Below are 19,634 nucleotides of genomic sequence, written 5' to 3'. Positions count from 1 at the left end.
TGATTGGCGACGAGACAGGCGTGAGCGCTACAGTTTCTCGAGCGCCCCGAGCGCCGCATCGACCATCCCCTGCACGACCGGCTTCACCTTCGCCGCCAGATCCGGCCGGTACTCGAACGGCGCCGCTTCGTTCATGTACGTCGACTGGCACATCTCCAGTTGAATCGCATGCACGCCATGCTCGGGCCGTCCGTATTCGCGCGTGATAAAGCCGCCCTTGAAGCGTCCGTTGTGCACCCACGTAAAAGGCTGCCCGGCGAGGCGGGCCGTTACCGCTTCCATGATGCGCGGATCGCAGCTCAGTCCCGAATTCGTGCCCAGATTCAGATCGGGCAATTTGCCCTCGAAGAGGCGCGGCAAGACGCTCGCGATCGAGTGCGCCTCCCACAGCAGCACGCGGCCGTGGATGGCCCGCAGGCGCTCCAGCTCCGCCTGCAGCTTCTCGTGGTACGGCCGCCAGTAACGATCGAGCCGCTGCGCCTTGTCGGCTGCCGATGGGCCCGCGCCGTTGCGGTAGAGCGGCTCGCCGCGAAACGTCTCCGTGGGGCAAAGGCCCGTGGTCGTCTGCCCGGGATAGAGACTCGCTCCTGTAGACGGACGATTCAGGTCGATCACATACCGGGAAATCCTGGCCCCGAGCATAGACGCGCCGGCACGGCGCGCAAAGTCGTACAACGTATCCAGATGCCAGTCCGTGTCGGCCACTTCTCCCGCAATCTCAGTCAGCTGCACGCGCGACCCGTCCGGAATTCCGGTTCCCAGATGCGGAATGGAGACCAGCAACGGAAGCGTGCCTTCATGGAATTCATATACCGCGGTATTCAAGGTCCTTCTCCTGATTCAAAGGTTCGCCGGCCGATTCCCTCGGCCCGTCTCCCGAACATAGTGAATCGTCCCCTCTGCGGCCCGAATATCAACCGCCGTGAATCTCGCCATAAGAAGGCTTGATCCTGGCTGCGGTGGATTTTGTCCAGGTCAGTCTTCACCGTAGCGTCACGGTGCGATCGGGACCTCCTCAACTCTCTAGTCGAGTACACAAAGTGAAAACATCAATCAACGTTGGAATGCTGCTGGCGTGTGGCGTGATGAGCGCCTCTGCGGCTGCCGCGCAAATGACCTTCGTCTCCTGGGGCGGCTCGTACCAGGGCGCGCAAGACAAGACCGCCGTCGCGCCCTTCACCGCCGCCAAAGGCATTCAGGTCAAAAACGACTCGTACAACGGTGGCATCGCCCAGATTCGCAGCCAGGTCGAAACGAAGAACGTCACGTGGGACGTCGTCGACCTGCAACTCTCCGACGTGACCCGCGCATGCGACGAAGGCCTGCTCGAAAAGCTCGATCCCGCCTCGCTCGCCCCCGCGCCGGACGGCACGCCCGCCGCGAAAGACTATGTGCCGGGCGCCGTGTCCAGCTGCATGGCCGGCAACATCGTCTGGTCTTCGCTCGTTGCCTACAACACCGACAAGTACAAAGGCCACGAGCCGACGAAGATTGCCGACTTCTTCGACCTCAAGCAATTCCCCGGCAAGCGCGGTCTGCGCAAGTCGCCCGAAGGCGCGCTGGAATGGGCCCTGCTTGCCGATGGCGTGGCGCCGGCCGACCTCTACAAGGTGCTCGCCACGCGTGCCGGCGTCGACCGCGCGTTCAAGAAGCTCGACACCATCAAGTCGTCCATCGTCTGGTGGGAAACCGGCGCGCAGCCGGCGCAACTGCTCGCTGACGGCGAGGTCACGATGAGCAGCGCGTACAACGGCCGCATCTACAGCGCAATCGCCGACGACAAGAAGCCTTTCGGCTTTATCTGGGACGGTCAGGTCAAATACCTGGAGGGCTATGCCATCGTGAAGGGCACGAAGAACCTGAAAGCCGCGCAGGACTTCGTGCGCTATGCCACGCAGCCCGACGTGCTGTCGAAACTCGCGCCGCTCACCGCCTACGGTCCGACTCGCAAATCGTCGATTTCGATGGTGCCGCCCAAGCTGCTGCCCTACCTTCCTACCGCCCCCGTCAACCAGAAAGGCGCGGTCGACTCAGATGTCGCCTTCTGGGCGGATCACACCGACGATCTGAACCAGCGCTTCGCTGTCTGGCTCGGTCAGAACTGAAGTCATTGTCGATGCAAAAAGCGCCTGCCTCCCGAAGCTTCGGTGAAGCAGGCGCTTGTCAATGATAGTGGACGCTATGCTTCTTCGAGCCTCTTGAGCAGCGCATCCGGCACATCGATCTCCGTGATGTTCAGGTGACTGCCGGGAATCCGTACGCCTTGCGCGGCCAGCCGCTCGATTTGTGACGACAGGCGCGCGGTGAAGTCCTCCACCACGAGTTCCGGCTTGATGGCCAGCACGAACAGGCCGACGCCGGGGGACGCGCTGCCTTCGGCGAAATTCGGCGCGTCCATCGACCAGTTGCTGCCGGCCAGTCCCGCAACCAGAAACTCCAGCATCATCGCAAGGTTGGCGCCGCGCGCCCCGCCAAACGCCAGCAAGAGTCCCTTTACCGCCTCGCGCGCGTCAGTCGTGGGATTACCTTGCGCATCGACGGCCCAGCCCTCGGGGATCGACTCGCCGCGCGCGGCCGCCTCGCGGATGTTCACGAAGGCCGTTGCGCTCGACGCCTGGTCGATGACAAACGGCTTGGCGCCCGCGCGCGGCGCGGCAAACGACAAAGGGTTGGTGCCGTAGACGGCCTTGCGGCTTTCCAGCGTCGTCATCTGCGCCGTGGCATTGGTCGTTGCGATGGCAACGAGTCCCGCTTCGGCCAGGCGGCGCGTGTAATAGCCGAGCTCGCCAACCGTGAAGCTGTTCGATTGAAGCAGCACCGTCACGCCATAGTCCTTCGCGCGGTGCACGAGTTCATCGAATGCCCGATCGAATCCGAGCTGGGCGATGCCACGTTTCGCGTCGATCGCGATGGCGGCCGGGGCGGGAAACGTCACCTCGGGTCGAGCGTCTTTCGCGACGCGTCCCTTGACGAACCCGTCGAGATAGTCGAACAGATGGGCGAATCCCACCGCGCGACTGCCGGCCCATTCGGCGGACACGACCGCATTCGCGAGTGCATCGGCGACGTCGTCGCTCGCGCCGGCTTTAACAGCCGCGCGCCGGGCGATATCGTGGGCTTCCTGAGTTTCGAGGCGCACAGTCACTTCCTTTCGATTGATGTGACGGAACATTCACAATGGGTAGCGTATGCCCACAGCCGCAATCTACACCGCGTCTTCGCTCAACACCATCAGTTGCGTGTTGCCGCCCGCGGCGCTCGCGTTCACGGTCGTGACACGCTCGCGCACGAGTTGCGTCCAGTCGTATTGCCCGTCCGCGCCAGGCTGAACCAGCGTCGTCATCGACTCGGCCGCCGCCATGCGCAGGTCCGAAAGCGCGGAATGGTGCGCCGCTACCATGACGGCATCCGGCTTCACGCCAGCGACTTCTCCTCTGATGAGCGCCGCGCCTTCGCTCGCTTCGACAACGCGACACGCCGCTCCCAGACTCCGGGCAATCTCGTCCGACGCCGAGGACCTGAACAGCAGCACCGTATTGCCGAATGCACTGGCAGCCATCGCCTGCTCGAGCACGACAGCGGGCGTTTCGCCGGTACAGAGCACCTGACCTCGCGGCAGAAGTTCTACCGTGTTCTCTTCGCCGGTCAGCGCCGGCAAGCTGATCGTCGTGGTGCGGTTCACCCGTTCATCGAGGTTCTGTTTGCACGTTGCGAGCGCCGCGCGCTGGCCGGAATCGGTGCTCCGCGCCGTCGCGAGCGCGAACAGTGCGTTCAAGTTTTCGAGGCCGGACCGCTTCGCCCTGGCCATTTCCCCTTCGCGGCTCTTGAGCTTCCCGCCCGCGGACTCGACCGGAAATTCGAAAAACTTTTCGCTGAGCGCGCGAGCCGTTTGCGCGAATGGCCCTGCCTCGGCGTTGAAAGCCGGCGCGGGCGACGCGCAGAGCGCGTACAGCGTGAGGGGCCCGCCGAGCATCGGTCCGGTCCCGCAGGCGCCCACGCCGCCGAACGGCTGCATCCCGGGCACCGTGCCATGCATCGCACGGTTCACACACACGCTGTTCGCATTCGAGGCCGACAGCAGCTTGCCGGCCGCCTCGTTGATGCGCGTATGCAGGCCCTGCACACCACAGCCAATGGCGTTCAGGGCTGCCAGCAATGCGTCCATCTCGCCGGTCTTGTACCGGACGACATGGAGCACCGGGCCGGACATCCTCGCGTTGATCGTAGCGAGCGCGCCTACATCGCGTATGTCGATAATGGCCGGGGCGACGAAGTTGCCCTTTGTCGGCTCCGCAGAGACCTTCCCGCGAACGACCGTGTAGCCGAGGCGGCGCATCTGGTCGATATAAGCTTCCGTGCGATCCTTCGCCTCGCGCGTCGCGAGCGGCCCGATATCCGTCCCGACAAACAGCGGATTACCTGTATTGCGTTCGCTGAGCATGCCTTTGAGCATTTTCAGCACTTTTTCCGCCGTCGAATCCTGCAGACAGAGCAGCCGCAGCGACGAAGCGCTTTGCCCGGCGTGACTGAATGCGGAAACCGTGGCGTCCGAGATCACCTGCTCGGGCAGCGCCGAGCTGTCCACGATCATCGCGTTGACGCTGCCCACCTGGGCGAGGAACCTGGGCTGGCGCGCGCGCTTCGCGAGCAGGACGCCCGCCGCTCTTGCCGATTCCGCCGATCCGGCGAACAGAACGCCCGCCACTTCTTCAGAGCTCAGCAACTCGCGGCCCACCACCGCGCCCGCGCCGAGGAGCAACTGGAGCACGTCCCTGGGCAGGCCGCTGCGATAGAAGGCGCGCGCCGCCTCGTAGGCAACGAGTGAGGCCTTCGAGGAAGGCTTCGCGACGACGACATTGCCCGCGGCGAGCGATGCCGCCACATGCCCGACAAAGGTCGCGAGCGGTGACGAGACCGGCGTGACGCTCGCGACGACGCCGAGGCCGGTACGCGAACTCAGTCGCGCGTCTGCCTTGACCTGCAGCGCATAGAGGCGGCACAGATTGACCGCGGTGCGGACTTCTTCTGCGGCCTCTGCGAGCGTCGCGCCGTTCTCCAGAACCAGCAGCGCGCCCAGGTGCGTGCTCGACGCTTCCAGTTCTGCGGACATCCTGTCGAGCATGTCGGCGCGCTGATTGACACGGGATTGCGCCCAGTTCGCGGACGCATCTTTGGCCGCGGCGATGGCCCGCGCAACCGTGGACGCGCGGCAGAACGAAACGCTGCCGACGACTTCGGTCGTATCGCCCGCGCTGTAGACGAGATGCGTCGAATCGGATTCGATCTCGCCGCTACCCGCATCGAGCGAGGCCACCAGCGATTGTGCGGAAATACGGTTGGTACGAATGGCGCTTACGGCGGCGTCGAAAGCCGCGAAATTGCCGTACGAAATCGCAGCCGCATTCACCCGCCCGGGAAGCACGTTGACGGGACTCGCGATACCCGCATGCGGCTTGCCCTGCGTGCGCGCGGCCTTCGCAACCGGGTCTTCGACGATATCGGCGATGCTCACCGCCGGATCGACGATCTGGTTCACGAACGATGAATTCGCGCCATTCTCGAGCAGGCGGCGCACGAGATACGCGAGCAGCGTTGCGTGCGGGCCGACTGGCGCATAAATGCGGCAGGGCCGGCCCAGTTTCGTTTTGCCGACTACCTGGTCGTAAACCGTCTCGCCCATGCCGTGCAGACACTGGAACTCATAGTCCTTGTTGCCTGCGAGCGTATGAACCGCCGCAATCGTGAAGGCGTTGTGCGATGCGAATTGCGGAAAGATGGCATCCGGCGCATCGAGCAGCACCTTCGCGCACGCAATGTAGCTCACGTCCGAATGCACTTTCCGGGTGAACACAGGATAGCCCTGCGAACCCGCGTCCTGCGCGAGCTTGATTTCCGTGTCCCAGTACGCGCCTTTGACCAGACGAATGTTGATGCGCCTGCCCGTCGAGCGAGCGAGTGCAACGATCCAGTCCGCGACTGCGTGACCGCGCTTCTGGTAGGCCTGCAGCGAAATGCCGATACCGTTCCAGCCGCGCAGCGACGGATCGTTGCAGAGCAATTCGAGCATCTCCAGCGTCAGTTCGAAGCGCGCGGACTCTTCCTGGTCCAGGTGAAAACCGATGCCGTACTGCTTCGCCAGTTGCGCCAGTTCGAGCAGGCGCGGGTAGAGTTCCGCGAGCACCCTTTCGCGCTGCGCGAGTTCGTAGCGCGGATGGAGCCCTGAAATCTTCACGGAAACGCCCGGCCCGTCAATCGGACCTCGGCCTTGTGCGTCTTTGCCGATTGCCTCGATGGCGTGCCGGTACGACTCGAAATAGGCCTGCGCATCTTCGTCGGTGAGCGCGGCCTCGCCCAGCATGTCGTACGAGTAGCGGTAGCCGCCGCTCTCGCGCCCCTTCGCCGCGCCGATCGCCTCTTCGATAGTCTGGCCGGTCACGAACTGCTTGCCGAGCATGCGCATCGCGTACGCAACACCCGCGCGTACCACGGCCTCGCCTCCCTTGCGCACGACGCGTGTCAGCGCTTCGGCGAGTGCGTTTTCATCGGGCTGCTTCAGCAGCTTTCCCGTGACGAGCAACCCCCAGGCCGTCGCATTGACGAACATCGAAGGCGACTTGCCTACGTGCGCTCGCCAGTCGGCATCGACGATCTTGTCGCGAATGAGCTGGTTGCGCGTGTCCGTGTCGGGAATGCGCAGCATGGCCTCCGCGAGACACATGAGCGCAATGCCTTCGCGGCTGTCCAGCGAAAACTCCTGCGTGAGCAGATCGACGCCGCCCGCGTCGATGCGCGCGTCGCGCACCCCTTGCGCCAGGCGCGCAGCGAGTTCCTGCGCTTTCGCCAGCGTGGAAGCATCCATTTGCGCGCGGCGCATGAGCGTCTGAACCACCGCCTCCTCGGGAAGCGCAGAAGCCTCGGCAATGCGTTGACGCAGGACGGACAGGTTCGCCGTGCCAGTTTGCGTGACTTTTATTTCTGACAACATGATTTGATGACCTGGTAGGGTTGCTTAGGATGACGAATGACAGGCAGCGGGTTTAACCGACCGGTGGATCAACCTCGCTAAATCGCGTTGGCCGTGCCTCTGAGGCGTTCGGTTCTGCGCCGCAGCAGTTCGAGCGTCACGAGCAGCAGCGTCGAGATCACGACCAGAATCGTCGCCACGGCGAGAATGGTCGGACTGAGTTGTTCGCGAATACCCGACCACATCTGCCGCGGAATCGTCTTCTGATCCGGGCCGGTCAGGAAGAGCGCGACGACGATTTCATCGAACGACGTCGCGAAGGCGAAGAGCGCACCGGAAATCACGCCTGGCGCGATGATGGGGAGCTTCACCTGCAGGAACACGCGAAGCGGCGAGGCACCGAGGCTTCGGCCCGCCCGCGAGAGCGTTTCATTGAACCCGGCCAGCGTGGCCGTCACGGTCACGACCACGAAGGGCACGCCCAGCGCCGCGTGCGCGAGAATCAGCCCGCTGAGGCTGCTCGTCAGGCCCAGCGGGCTGAACGCGAAATACACGCCCACGGCCGTGATGATGAGCGGCACGATCATCGGCGACACGAGCAGACCGGTGATCACCGCCTTCCCCTTCAGGCGCGGGCTCGTCAGCCCGAGCGAAGCGGTCACGCCAAGCACCGTCGCGATCGCCGTCGACGAGAACGCCGTGATGAGCGTGTTGTTCAGCGCCAGCATCCAGTCGGGGCTGCCGAGAAAGTCCTGATACCACCGCAGGCTCAAGCCCGGCAGCGGGTACGTGAAGTACGGCTGCGAGCTGAACGAAAGCGGCATCACCACGAGCACGGGCAGCACGAGGAACAGCAGCACGGCAAGCGAAACACCCAGATGCAGGAACCGTCCAACACGGCCCCAGACCGTCACATAGGCTGGAAAATTGAACATGTGATTACCCCAGTTTGATGCCGCCGCCAGTGAGCTTCACGAAGAGGCTGTAGATGATGAGCACGCCCACGAGCAGGATGGACGCGAGTGCGCTCGCGAGCCCCCAGTTCAACGTGGTATTGACGTGATTCGCGATGTAGTAGCTCGCGAGCTGGTCATCGGGGCCGCCGACGATCGCCGGCGTGATGTAGTAGCCGACCGCGAGAATGAAGGTCAGCATGCCGGCGGCGCCGACGCCCGGCAGCGTCTGCGGGAAGTAGGCCTGGAAGAACGAACGCACGGGACCCGCGCCAAGCGAGCGCGCCGCCTTCACGTAGATGGGCGGCACGCCCTTCATCACGCTGTAGAGCGAAAGAATCGCGTACGGAAGGAGAATGTGCGTCATCGCCACCAGCACGCCAAAGCGGTTGTAGATCAGCGACACGCCGTGCTTCGACAGCCCCAGGTGAATCAACAGGTCATTCAGCACACCATGCGTTTGCAGCACGACGACCCATGCCGTGGTGCGCACCAGAATCGACGTCCAGAACGGCAGCAGCACCATGATCATGAAGAGGTTGCTGTATTTCGCCGGCAGGTTCGCCAGAAAGTAGGCAACGGGATAGCCGAGCAGGAGGCAAAGCAGGCTGACCGCGAGGCTCACCCACGCCGTACGCAGAAATACGCCCACATAGAGCCGCTCGCCGTCCGGTTGGCGCACGATGGCGCCGTGCTCGTCGCGCTCGAAATCGAACGCTTTCAGGTAGTACCCGAACGTCCAGGGCGACGAGGCGTACTTGAGCGTCGACCACGCCTGCAAATCGCCCCACCGTGAATCGATGTTCGACAGACGCTCGCGCCACGTTCCCTCGCTGCTCTCGTCGATGTGGCGCGCGGTCTTCATGATCAGGCTGCGCATGCCGCTCTCGTCGTAGTTCAGGCGGGAAGCCACGCGGCTCACGCCGTCCGTCCCCTTGGCAGCGCTCAGGTCCTGCCCGAATGCGGCGTAGATCTGTTCGCCGGGCAACTGGCCGCTTGCGGGGTCCCACGCGCGCAACAGCGCCGCGGCATGCGGCAGTTCCTGCGAGACCGTCGGGTCGCGAAAGCTCTTCGTCAGGAGGCTGCCGATGGGGACGAGGAAGGTGACGAGGAGGAAGGCGAACAACGGAAAGACCAGCAGCATGGCCTTCGTGCGCTCCGTGCGCTCCGCGCTACGGAGTTTCGCCTTGAGGCTTTTCGAATCTGCGACGACAACCTGGGCGGCGTCGCCTGTCGGGATAACCATATCAGTCGGTAGAATCATCGTAGTCCAGCGGTAGCGACCGCGCCCTCCTCGTCAATGCAACTGCAGATACGTTTATGCGGGGTTCATCCGATCAGGATGCCTGATGAATTCGCGGATTCGCTTCGTATTGATCCGAAGCCGTCCGCATCGGAGTACCGGTCTGCGCCGTGGCTACTGCAAGGCGCGGCAGGCGTCGGCCATCCAGCCTATCTGCACGGAGTCGCCGATACGCAGCTGCCGCGCCGCTCCGTCATTGGGCAGCTTCACGATGAAGTCATTGCGCCCGCACACCTGCATGACAATGCGCAGGTGGTCGCCGTAATAGATGAGGTCCTTCACGCCGCCGTTGAACACGTTGTCACACACGCGTGCGTGCTCGCCTACGGCCACACGCTCGGGCCTGAGCGACACGCAGGCGGAACCGGAGGCGCGGATCGCGGCGCCCGTGCTCGCGCGAATCGTGGCACCGCCATCGAGCTTGACGGTACACGCCTTGCTTTCGACCGTTGCCACCGTTCCCTTCAGTTCGTTGCTCTCGCCGATGAAGCGCGCAACGAAGGCGTTCTCGGGTTTTTCATACAGATCCGCGGGTGGCGCAAGCTGTTGAATGATGCCGTTGTTGAAGACCGCGATGCGGTCCGACATCGTCATGGCTTCGCTCTGATCGTGCGTCACGTACACGACCGTCAGCCCGCTTTGTTCGTGAATCTGCTTGATTTCATATTGCATTTGCTCGCGCAGCTGCTTGTCCAGCGCGCCGAGCGGCTCGTCCATGAGCACGAGCGCGGGCTCGAAGACCAGGGCGCGAGCAACGGCAATGCGCTGCTGCTGCCCGCCGGAAAGCTGGCCGGGCATGCGGTTCGCGAACTTCTCCATGTTCACCATCGCGAGCGCGCGGCTCACCTTGCGTGCGATTTCATCCTTCGCGACTTTGCGGACCTTCAGCGGAAATGCCAGGTTCTCCGCGACGGACTTGTGCGGGAAAAGCGCGTAGCTCTGGAAAACCATGCCGATATTGCGCCGCTCGGGCGGAATACGGTTGATCGGCTTCCCCTGAAGCAGAATCTCGCCGTGCGTTGCCGTCTCGAAGCCGGCCAGCATCATGAGACATGTCGTCTTGCCCGACCCGGACGGTCCAAGCATTGTGAGAAACTCGCCCTCGCGAATATCGAGGTTGAGGTTTTTCACCACGAGGGATGCACCGTCGTAGGTCTTTTGAACGTTCTTGAAAGAGACAATGGTCGACATCACAACTCTCCAGGAGAAGCCATACTCGGTGGTCAGGCGCCGAACTTCCAGTCGCGAGCCGGCAGATACGTTTCCTTCACCACACGCGGCGAGGCCCAGCGCAGGAGGTTCAAATACGAACCCGCCTTGTCGTTGGTGCCGCTGGCGCGCCCGCCGCCGAACGGCTGCTGGCCGATCATCGCGCCAGTCGGCTTGTCGTTCAGATAGAGGTTGCCCGCGGCGTTGACGAGCACGCTCTCGGCCTGGTGTAGCGCGAAGCGGTCCGTGCAGAAGATCGAGCCAGTGAGCGCATACGGACTCGTCGCATCGATCAGTTTGAGCGTTTCGTCCCACTTCGCGTCTTCATAGACGAATACCGACAACACGGGGCCGAAGAGTTCTTCCTTCATGAGCGCGTGCTGCGGGTCGCTCACTTCGAACACGGTCGGCTCGACGAACCAGCCGGGCTCCGTCCAGGTCTTGCCGCCCGAAACGAGCTTCACGGCAGCGTCGTCCTTCGCCGCGTCGATCACGCGGCTCAGCTTCTGATGTGAAGCCTGCGAGATCACGGCGCCCATGAAGGTGCTGAAATCGGCGACATCGCCCACCTTGAGTTCGGCGAGACGCTCGCGAAGCTGCTGGCTGACCGCGGGCCACAGGCTGCGCGGAATGTATGCGCGCGAGGCGGCGCTGCACTTCTGGCCTTGATATTCGAACGCGCCGCGCACGAGCGCGATCGCAACCTCGGAGGCGTTGGCCGACGGATGCGCGAGCACGAAGTCCTTGCCGCCTGTTTCGCCGACGAGACGCGGAATCGTGCGGAACGCGTCCACCTTCGAAGCCACGCCCTTCCACAGCGACTGGAACACCGCGGACGACCCGGTGAAGTGAATGCCTGCGAGATCCGGCGATGACAGCGCGACACGCGTCGTCAATTCGGCATCGCCGGGGACGAAGTTGATCACGCCCGGCGGCAAGCCGGCTTCTTCGAGCGCTTCGAAGAAGAGGTAGTTCGCGAGCGCCGATTTTTCGGACGGCTTCCACAGCACCGTGTTGCCCATGATGGCCGGAGCCGTGGTCAGGTTCGCACCGATCGCGGTGAAGTTGAACGGCGACACCGCATAGACGAAGCCTTCGAGCGGCCGCCAGTCCGCGCGATTCACCGCGGTCGGGACCGACATCGGCTGCTCGGCGTACACGCGCTGCGCGTTGTAGGCATTGAAACGCAGGAAGTCGATCAGTTCGCAGGCGCTGTCCGGTTCCGCCTGATCGAGCGTCTTGCTTTGACCGAGCATCGTCGCCGCGTTGATCTTCGCACGCAGGCGCGTCGCGACGATATCGGCTGCGCGGTGAAGGATCGTGGCGCGGCTGGCGTGCGTGAGGCTCGCCCAGTCGCGCGCAACGCTTTTCGAACTGGAAATCGCTTCTCTGATCTGCGATTCCGACGGGCGATGAATACGCGCGAGCAAGCGCTGCGTATCGTGAGGAGCCCGAACCTCCGTGACTTCGTTGGAGAAGTACCGCTTGCCGCCGATGACGGTCGGAATTTCTACGACTTCACGCTGCTCGAGCGCACGGCGCAGCGCGGCGCCAGATTCGGTGCCTTCGCCAAATTGAACTTCGGCTTCGTTCGCCGGCAACGGAAATTGTGGACCTGAAATCACGCTTGCTCCTTTCCAGAAAAGTTGGACGAGTCGCCCAGCAACCCACCGGGGCTCACCCCGGGAGAACCCTTACCCGGTGCAGGTTTGCGGGGTTCTCAAGGCACCAGCGACGCTCAGTGTCCAGACTAGAGGGTGCAAAAAGAACGGCTGCTTATTTCACCTGGCTTTATGTTGTGGATCGTTGCCCCTTATGAACGACAGCGGAGGCAATAGGGCTGAACAGACGTCGGTCTGGTTTCTTGTCGTTACTGAACACATGTTCAATATTAGACACGCTGAAACGACTATATATGTACCCGGATGGATGTCAAAAATGATTTACTCAGGGTTTGTACGGACACTGGTACTGTAACCGTCGCGCGAAGAGGGTAAATACCGAAGACAGGCGGTGACGCATGGATGAACAATCGTTCAGCGTTTATGGATAATGGAAGCCGCTATACTTCTGCTTCCCGTGAACGAATGTTCAGCTTATTTGCGGCGTCGCAGCGCCCTTTCCCTGACTGAGGACAGCACCATGCGTCACGACGCGGAACCCATCGTTAAGGCCGATACGCGCAAGGAAGAACCCGTGGAGTACGACGGCATGCGCCTGAAATTGATCGACGCGACGCTGGACGTCGTGGGCCAGGTCGGCCTGGAAAACCTGACGATCAGGAAGGTGAGCGAACACGCCGGCGTTTCAGTGGGCCTCGTGCATCATCACTTCGAGAACAAGAGCAATCTCGTCTACAAGACATTCGTCTACATGATCCGCAGCGTTCGCAATCAGCTGATTGCGGGCCGGCGCGATATTCGCGACCCGATCGAGCGCGTGAAATTCATGGTCGACCTGTGCTTTAGCGACGAAGTCATGAGCCCCGGCGCAGCCAACGTCTGGCCGCACATGTGGAGTTCGTCGGCCCATGAAGTCCAGGTTCAACGTCTATGTGCAGCGTTTTCGCGGCGCCTGCGTTCGAATTTCGTTCACGATTTTCGCCAGGCCGGTTGCGATGCAACGATGGCAAACATCTACGCCATCCAGTCGTTGGCGCTCGTGCATGGTTTGTGGATCGAACATCGCGTGGCCGGCACGATTTCGATCGACGAGGTGCTGGGAATATTTCACGGCATGATCGACGACGCGACGAATCAAGGGTGGAAAGCGAGCATTCGCCGCCTCCCCCCCTCACGACACTGACGAAGCCTCACGTTATTCGTCGTCGGTGTCGCCGACTTCTCCCGGCTGCAGCGCCAGGGCCCTGGCGATATCGCGCGCGACCTGTCTCTCGAACGCGCGTCGAATGAGATCGTAGAGGTCGTTAGGGAGATGGCCGAGTTCGTTTTCCCGATACGAAAGAAAGAACGAACGGGTCAGCCGGCCATAAGGCCGGCCGTGGCGGGAAAACGCAGTCAGCGGAACCACGCGCACTTCGGGCACATAGTGACGCGACTGCCACAGGCACAACGGTGTCGTGATCGCGAAGCCGAGGCCCGCCGCGACAAGACTGAGCATGGGGTCCGTGGCGTCGAATTCGCAGGTGCGTTCGATGTTTTCGCCGTGCGAAGACAGATACGAGTCGATGTGCTGGCCAATGACCGAGCGCGCGCTGTAGCGAATGAATTGCAGATGGGTGCTCAACTCGGCCAGTGTGGTGAAGCGGTCGACTTCGAAGCTGCCCGGCAGCACAACGACATACGGCTCGGAAAACAGCTTTCTCTTGCGGATGCCGGCAGCATGCGAGGCGCTGCTGGTCGTCACGGCCATGTCGAGTTGGCGGGCTTCGAGTTGCCCGTCGAGTGTGGGCGTGATGCCGGACCACAGGCGAATATGGTGCGACGTGCCGGACAACGCTTTAATGGCGATGGGCCCGATCGTCGCCGCGAACGAATCGACACACCCGAGGCGCACGACGACGCGCTTCGCGCGCGTCACGTTGCGCACGCTTTCGACCATCTGGTCTGCGCCCTGCAGCAATACGGTGGCGTGCTCGAACAGGCGCTGACCTGCCGCTGTTGGCCGGGCCGGGCGCGTTGCCCGGTCGAGCAAGGTCGTGTCCAGCAGGGTTTCGAGCGCCTTGATGCGTTGCGAAACCCCGGCCTGCGAGATGGCGAGCCGATTGGCGGCATCCGAAATCGAGCCGGCCTCCACCACCGCGACCCAGCTGGCGAGGAGATCCCAATCAGGATATTTTTCTGGCGACGCGTTGTCTTTCATGGCTGTTGACGAATGCTTCCCCAAAATTTAACACGTCTCTGACGCGGCGTTTGGGCGATTCAGGCCGCCTTGCATGCTTAGTCTGCGCACCTCACGGCTTCGAGTGCAGCGAGCACATTATCGGCACCCGCGGGGAGCTGCCGAACCGCAGCGCACGCACTATCCAGAAGCGCGGCCATGTCGCGCTGGGGCGAATTGCAAACGAGGCCTGCCTCACCGCTTGCCTCGAGTTCGTTACGCCATTTGCCTGCAATCTCGACCTCCACGACATGGACGCCGCTCTCGGGCACGCCATAGTGCTGCGCAGCGAAGACGCCGCCCAGCTTCCCGTTGACGACCCATGAGCGCGCGTGCGCCTGGGCGGCGTCGGTCAGCGCGGCAACCAGCAGACGATCGCACGCGGCGCCCTGATGGGTGCCCAGATTGAAGTCGGTTCCGCCCGCCTGCTCGCGATACGGCGAGAGCCACGAACTCGCGTGCGAAACCAGCACCGCGATATTTTCGTGAAGCTTCCTGAGGCGAATGATCTCGGCCGTCACCGTCTGGTGAAATGGCTGCCAGTAAGCGGCGATCCGCACATCGACCACGGCCTCGTCCGGTTCGCAGCCCTGCGGATACAGCGGCTCGCCGCGCGACGTGTGCGTCCGGCACAGTCCCACACGGTTCAAACGCGGCGAAAGCGAGCGGTTGTCGGTTGCCACGTTGAAGTCGATCACACAGGGATGCACCGACGCCGTGACAGTCGACAGCCCGCGTTCGCGCGCGGTCGCAATCCACGCAACGCCCGCTGGGTCCGAAAGGCGTCCATCGATCGGCGCCCACGCCGGATTCGACAGCAGCTCAGCCGGCACCCGGCTGCCGATGTGGGGTGCCACCAGCATCACCGGCATATCGCCGCGAGCCATGGTCCCGAAATGTTCGCTCTGCATGCACTCACCCCCGTCACGATGCATGACCGCCGCCAGGCTGCGGCCCTCATGCGAACGTACATCGATTCCCGGCGGCGCGCACTAGCGTAAGCCACGCTTTCACTTTTCATAACCGCGGCTTAATCAAAGACGCGATGCGTCGCGAGGCACGAATAACTTCAAGGAATGCCAGCGTGAAAATAAAGCGCATTGACGCGTCTTCGTCCCGATCCAATACTCAGCGAACAGCCGCACGCAGGCCCGCACGCAGGCAACATCACACTTGCGAGGCTGGCCTTCTCTGCGGGCCGCTTAGCATATCGAATGAGAAAGAGGAAACTGGCGCACGCCGCTTCTGCTATCTATAAGCGCAGTTGAAGCACCCGCTCGCGCGGATGCCGCTCGCTATGCTGGCAGTGCCGATTTGCCCGTGGCTGACAACCCTGCCTGGATCGTACCTTGATACGGACCTATACCGCCTTCCTTCTCCTCGGACTCTTCTGGGGATCGAATTTCATCTACATGAAATGGGCGGCACCATTCATCAGCCCAGGACAGATATCGTTCCTGCGCGTCCTCTTCGGCTTCATCCCGCTCGCCGTTCTCGCTTGGCGTCAGCAGGTATTGAAACCTGGCCAGATCCGCTATCTGCATCACTTCTCGATGATGGCGGCGCTCGCCACCGCTTTCAGCTACTTCGCCATGGCAAAAGGCACCGCACTGCTTCCGTCCGGCATTGCCGGCGTGCTCGGTGGGTCGCCGGCCATCTTCACCTCGATCGCGTCGACGGTGTTTCTGCGCAACGAGAAGATGAACCGCTTGATGGTAGGCGGCGTAGCGCTGGGCATGGCGGGCATTACGCTCATTGCCCGCCCGTGGTCCGCTCTCAGTGGCGATGACCCTATCAGCCTCGCGGGCGTCGCGTGGATGATCGCGGGCGCAATCGTTTTTGGACTGTCGTATATCTACGTCCGGCGCTTTCTCTCTCCGGCCAACCTCGCCCCGCTCGCTATCGTGACCTGGCAAATGGGCCTCGCATTGCTGATACTCTTTGCCTTGACCGACCTCCACGGCACCGGCCAGATTCTGCAGGACGGACGCGCAACGGCCGGGGTGGTGATCGGCCTGGGTTTGCTGGGTACAGGCTCATCGTTCCTGCTTTACTACTTACTGTTGCAGGAGTTGGGCGCCGTCGCGGCCTCCGGTGCGGTTTATATCACCCCTGTGATTGCGCTTTTGATAGGCTGGGCGGCGGGTGAGCACGTAGGTCAGCTCGAAATCGTGGCGATGCTGTTGATCCTCGGCAGCATCGCCATGCTCGAAATCGGGCGACAGCGGACCGTTCAAAGAGAAGTGACGCCTGTCCAGAGCGCCATTAGCCTTGAGTGACCACGCGCATAGCGCGGCAACGCAATTACCGGAGCCCCCATGTATCAGCGCCATGAGAACCTCGAGCATTTCATTCGCGTTGCGCGAACGCTGTTTCAGGCGCCAGCGCTGCCGGAGGCTGGCCGCCAGATGGCCGTGAAAGTATTCGAGCGTCTCGAACAGCCGTCCGACGACGGCAAGCGCAACCGCGCACGCTATCCCGCCTGCGATCTCCTCGATGCATCCCTCGCACCGCTGCTTGACGACTCAACCAGTCTCGGCGATGCGGCCCGCGCCATCACAACGCTCGAACCCGCTATCGGCTGGCAGCGGCGAACGTCCGGAGCGAATGGAAGCAAGGACTATGTCGAAAAGCATGTGAACGGCATGATTTGCGGCCCCGGCGGCATGGAGAGCCGATACGACTTGCAACTGGGGTTTTCGCTGCTCGCGCCGCACACGCGATACCCCGATCATCGACATCCCCCTGAAGAAGCCTATGTGTTGCTCAGCGCAGGGGAATTCCGCCAGCGCGACGGCGACTGGTTCGATCCGGGCATCGGCGGCGGCCTCCACAATCCGCCCAACAGCCTGCACGCCATGCGCTCGGGCACCACTCCGCTCCTCGCGCTGTGGTGCCTGCTGGTATGAGCGCGCTTTTCGACTATCGGCGGCTCAATCAAAGGCTCAGCAGCCCGCGATACAAGCCGTAGCCGGCCACGACCGCGGCAACGAGCACGGCTGCGAATACGAATTTCTCCAGATGCGTAAACACGTGCTGCCCGGCCTCGCGCCTCGCCTTGGCGAACAGGACGACGCTCGGCGCATAAAGCAGTGAGGAAAGGAGAAGGTATTTCACGCCCCCGGCATAAAGCAGCCAGACCGCGTAGAGCACGGAAACCGCAGCAATCAGAAAATCCCTGCGGCGTTCCTTTTGCGACAGTTCATAAGTCTCGCCGCGAATGGCGAGCAGCAACGCGTAGCTCGCCGACCAGAAGTAAGGCACGAGAATCATCGAGGTGGCGAGATAGATGAGCGAGAGGTACGTGCCTTTCGACACCAGCGTGATGAGCAGAAACAGTTGCACCATGCCGTTGGTCAGCCATAACGCGTTGGCCGGGACCTGCCTCGCGTTTTCCTTGCGCAGGAACGCGGGCATCGTGCGGTCGCGCGCGGCCGAGAACAGAATCTCCGCACACAGCATGACCCACGAAAGCAGCGCCCCGGCCAGGGAAATGGCGAGCCCCACGCTCACCAGCACCACGCCCCAGTGTCCGATAACGTGTTCGAGCACGCCTGCCATCGAGGGATTCTTCAGCCCGGCGAGTTGCGGCTGCGTCATGATGCCGAGCGCCAGCACGTTGACGAGCACCAGCACGAGAAGCACGACGAAAAATCCGATCACCGTGGCCTTGCCGACGCTCTTGCGGTCCGCGGCGCGCGCCGAAAAAACGGTCGCCCCCTCGATGCCGACGAACACCCACACCGTGACGAGCATCATGTTGCGGACCTGATCGAGCACACCGCCCAGCGCCGGATTCGAGCGCGCCCAGATATCGGCCGAGAAAATATGCAGGCGAAACGCGAGGAGGCAGATGAGAATGAACAGGACGAGCGGAACGATCTTCGCAATCGTCGTGATCTGATTGATGAAACTCGCTTCTTTTATGCCGCGCAGCACCAGGAAATGCACACTCCATAGCAGCAGCGAGGAGCAGGCGATTGCGGGTAAGGTATTGCCTTCGCCGAAGACGGGGAAAAAATAGCCGAGCGTACTGAATAGCAGCACGTAGTAGCCGACGTTGCCGAGCCACGCGCTGATCCAGTAGCCCCAGGCCGAGGCGAAGCCCATGTAATTGCCGAATCCGGCCTTGGCGTACGCGTAGACGCCGCCATCGAGATTCGGCTTGCGGTTCGCGAGTGTCTGAAATACCAGCGCGAGGGCCAGCATGCCGAAGGCCGTAATGACCCAGCCGATCAGCACGGCGCCCACACCCGCGGAAGCGGCCATATTCTGCGGCAACGAGAAGATGCCGCCGCCGATCATCGAGCCCACGACGAGGGCAACGAGCGCGCCCAGCCGCAGCCCGTTTGTGTCCCTGTGTTCCCCGGCGGCATCGAACCCGTGGGTGGCGTCGCTCATATCCGCTCCGTCTTCGCAGTGTCAGGTCGGGGTATCCGGCTCCATTGCGAAATCAATGTTGGCAGGTATGCAGGCAAATGCAAGGAAAACGCAGTGCAACCGGAAACGACAGGAAACGTCGGGCCATGCGCGGCGCATCGCCGGCATTGCGATATGATCGCGCTTTACTGTGCCGGGATTCCCTACATGCAAGTGCTGGTCGACGCTGACGCCTGCCCCGCCGTCATCAAGGACATGTTGTTTCGGGCCGCGCGGCGTGCCGAGGTCCCGGTGACGCTGGTGGCAAACCAATATCTGCGCACACCGCCTTCGCCCTTCATCAAGTCGATTCAGGTGCCGGCGGGTTTCGACGCAGCCGACGCCCGCATCGTCGAACTGGTCGAGCCGGGCGACCTCGTGATTACCGCCGACATCCCGCTTGCCGCCGCGGTGCTCGAAAAGAACGCGCAGGCGCTCGATCCGCGCGGCAACTGGTTCACGCGCGAAAATATTCAGGAACGGCTGACGATGCGCGACGTGATGGATCAACTGCGCAATGCCGGCGTCGAAACGGGCGGACCAGCCCCGTTCAGCGCGCGCGACAGCAAGGCGTTTGCCGGCCAGCTCGATCGATTTCTCGCGCGGCATAGCCCGCCGCCGCGCAAGACCGAGTGATGGCGGAAGCGATGAGACGTTTGGGATCATCGCGTCATGGATGCCCCTGCGCCGTGGCGCCGCACGCGCGAATCGCGCGCGATTAGAGCCGAAATTCTCCCTGCGCGCCGCTAACCCCTGCAAAGTGCAGGGTTTTTGTCAGGTGATTTGACGCCAAAAACGAGGCGGCGCGACCGCGAACCCCGCTGGTTCCCGAAAGTCGCCGATCCCCCGCCCGCCCCGGCGCAGCCGGACTTTGCCGCCGATTGCCCCTGCCCGTCTTGATGCGTATTGGGCAGGCACGATAGTTCGGCATCCTCATTGCCCTGCG

Annotated in this window: 15 protein-coding genes; 5 read left to right on the top strand and 10 right to left on the bottom strand. The window is 62.7% G+C overall.

Annotation, left to right across the window (positions count from 1 at the left end):
• Window positions 1–27: 27 nt before the first annotated feature.
• A complete protein-coding gene (gene hutG, locus AB4Y35_RS23475) occupies window positions 28–825 on the bottom strand; it encodes an N-formylglutamate deformylase (RefSeq protein WP_368706186.1) in 798 nt (265 codons plus the stop codon).
• A 215-nt stretch (window positions 826–1,040) separates the two neighbouring features.
• Here hutG and AB4Y35_RS23470 point away from each other — a divergent pair, with 215 nt between their 5' ends.
• A complete protein-coding gene (locus tag AB4Y35_RS23470) occupies window positions 1,041–2,105 on the top strand; it encodes a polyamine ABC transporter substrate-binding protein (protein WP_368706185.1) in 1,065 nt (354 codons plus the stop codon).
• A 74-nt stretch (window positions 2,106–2,179) separates the two neighbouring features.
• Here the strand turns inward: AB4Y35_RS23470 and AB4Y35_RS23465 are convergent, their stop codons facing one another.
• The 6 genes from AB4Y35_RS23465 to pruA all read right to left on the bottom strand — a co-directional run bounded on the left by AB4Y35_RS23465 (window position 2,180) and on the right by pruA (window position 12,054).
• On the bottom strand, window positions 2,180–3,139 hold the full coding sequence (locus tag AB4Y35_RS23465) for an Ldh family oxidoreductase (RefSeq protein ID WP_368706184.1): 960 nt from the start codon (window positions 3,137–3,139) through the stop codon (window positions 2,180–2,182).
• A 66-nt stretch (window positions 3,140–3,205) separates the two neighbouring features.
• Window positions 3,206–6,985 carry a bifunctional proline dehydrogenase/L-glutamate gamma-semialdehyde dehydrogenase PutA gene (gene putA / locus AB4Y35_RS23460; protein WP_368706183.1) on the bottom strand — a complete coding sequence of 1,260 codons (3,780 nt, stop codon included), beginning with the start codon at window positions 6,983–6,985 and terminating at the stop codon, window positions 3,206–3,208.
• Between the two features lie 77 nt (window positions 6,986–7,062).
• Complete coding sequence (locus tag AB4Y35_RS23455; protein WP_368706182.1) at window positions 7,063–7,899, bottom strand: ABC transporter permease; 837 nt, start codon at window positions 7,897–7,899, stop codon at window positions 7,063–7,065.
• 4 nt (window positions 7,900–7,903) lie between these two features.
• Window positions 7,904–9,163 carry an ABC transporter permease gene (locus AB4Y35_RS23450; protein WP_368706181.1) on the bottom strand — a complete coding sequence of 420 codons (1,260 nt, stop codon included), beginning with the start codon at window positions 9,161–9,163 and terminating at the stop codon, window positions 7,904–7,906.
• 171 nt (window positions 9,164–9,334) lie between these two features.
• Window positions 9,335–10,411, bottom strand: a complete 1,077-nt coding sequence (locus AB4Y35_RS23445; RefSeq protein WP_368706180.1) for an ABC transporter ATP-binding protein — start codon at window positions 10,409–10,411, stop codon at window positions 9,335–9,337.
• A 32-nt stretch (window positions 10,412–10,443) separates the two neighbouring features.
• Entirely contained in the window at window positions 10,444–12,054 is a 1,611-nt protein-coding gene (gene pruA, locus AB4Y35_RS23440) for an L-glutamate gamma-semialdehyde dehydrogenase (RefSeq protein ID WP_368706179.1), read from the bottom strand.
• 517 nt (window positions 12,055–12,571) lie between these two features.
• Here pruA and betI point away from each other — a divergent pair.
• Window positions 12,572–13,234 carry a transcriptional regulator BetI gene (gene betI / locus AB4Y35_RS23435; protein ID WP_368706178.1) on the top strand — a complete coding sequence of 221 codons (663 nt, stop codon included), beginning with the start codon at window positions 12,572–12,574 and terminating at the stop codon, window positions 13,232–13,234.
• A 12-nt stretch (window positions 13,235–13,246) separates the two neighbouring features.
• Here the strand turns inward: betI and AB4Y35_RS23430 are convergent, their stop codons facing one another.
• Window positions 13,247–14,251 carry a LysR family transcriptional regulator gene (locus AB4Y35_RS23430; RefSeq protein WP_368706177.1) on the bottom strand — a complete coding sequence of 335 codons (1,005 nt, stop codon included), beginning with the start codon at window positions 14,249–14,251 and terminating at the stop codon, window positions 13,247–13,249.
• Window positions 14,252–14,328: 77 nt separating this feature from the next.
• The gene (locus AB4Y35_RS23425; protein ID WP_368706176.1) at window positions 14,329–15,180 is read right to left on the bottom strand and encodes an N-formylglutamate amidohydrolase; all 852 of its coding nucleotides are present in this window, start codon (window positions 15,178–15,180) and stop codon (window positions 14,329–14,331) included.
• Between the two features lie 438 nt (window positions 15,181–15,618).
• On the opposite strand from AB4Y35_RS23425, the gene AB4Y35_RS23420 reads away from it, so the two are divergent.
• Together AB4Y35_RS23420 and AB4Y35_RS23415 are read left to right on the top strand one after the other, a co-directional pair.
• Window positions 15,619–16,548, top strand: a complete 930-nt coding sequence (locus tag AB4Y35_RS23420) for a DMT family transporter (RefSeq protein WP_368706175.1) — start codon at window positions 15,619–15,621, stop codon at window positions 16,546–16,548.
• Between the two features lie 39 nt (window positions 16,549–16,587).
• A complete protein-coding gene (locus AB4Y35_RS23415; RefSeq protein WP_368706174.1) occupies window positions 16,588–17,178 on the top strand; it encodes a dimethylsulfoniopropionate lyase in 591 nt (196 codons plus the stop codon).
• A gap of 28 nt (window positions 17,179–17,206) precedes the next feature.
• Here the strand turns inward: AB4Y35_RS23415 and arcD are convergent, their stop codons facing one another.
• Window positions 17,207–18,670, bottom strand: coding sequence for an arginine-ornithine antiporter (gene arcD / locus AB4Y35_RS23410; protein ID WP_368706173.1), 1,464 nt, complete (start codon window positions 18,668–18,670; stop codon window positions 17,207–17,209).
• Between the two features lie 186 nt (window positions 18,671–18,856).
• Here arcD and AB4Y35_RS23405 point away from each other — a divergent pair, with 186 nt between their 5' ends.
• Entirely contained in the window at window positions 18,857–19,324 is a 468-nt protein-coding gene (locus tag AB4Y35_RS23405) for a YaiI/YqxD family protein (protein WP_368706734.1), read from the top strand.
• Window positions 19,325–19,634 lie beyond the last annotated feature (310 nt).

Source organism: Paraburkholderia sp. EG286A (assembly GCF_040965375.1).
Classification (GTDB): domain Bacteria; phylum Pseudomonadota; class Gammaproteobacteria; order Burkholderiales; family Burkholderiaceae; genus Paraburkholderia.
This window is presented reverse-complemented; position numbering and strand designations above follow the sequence as displayed.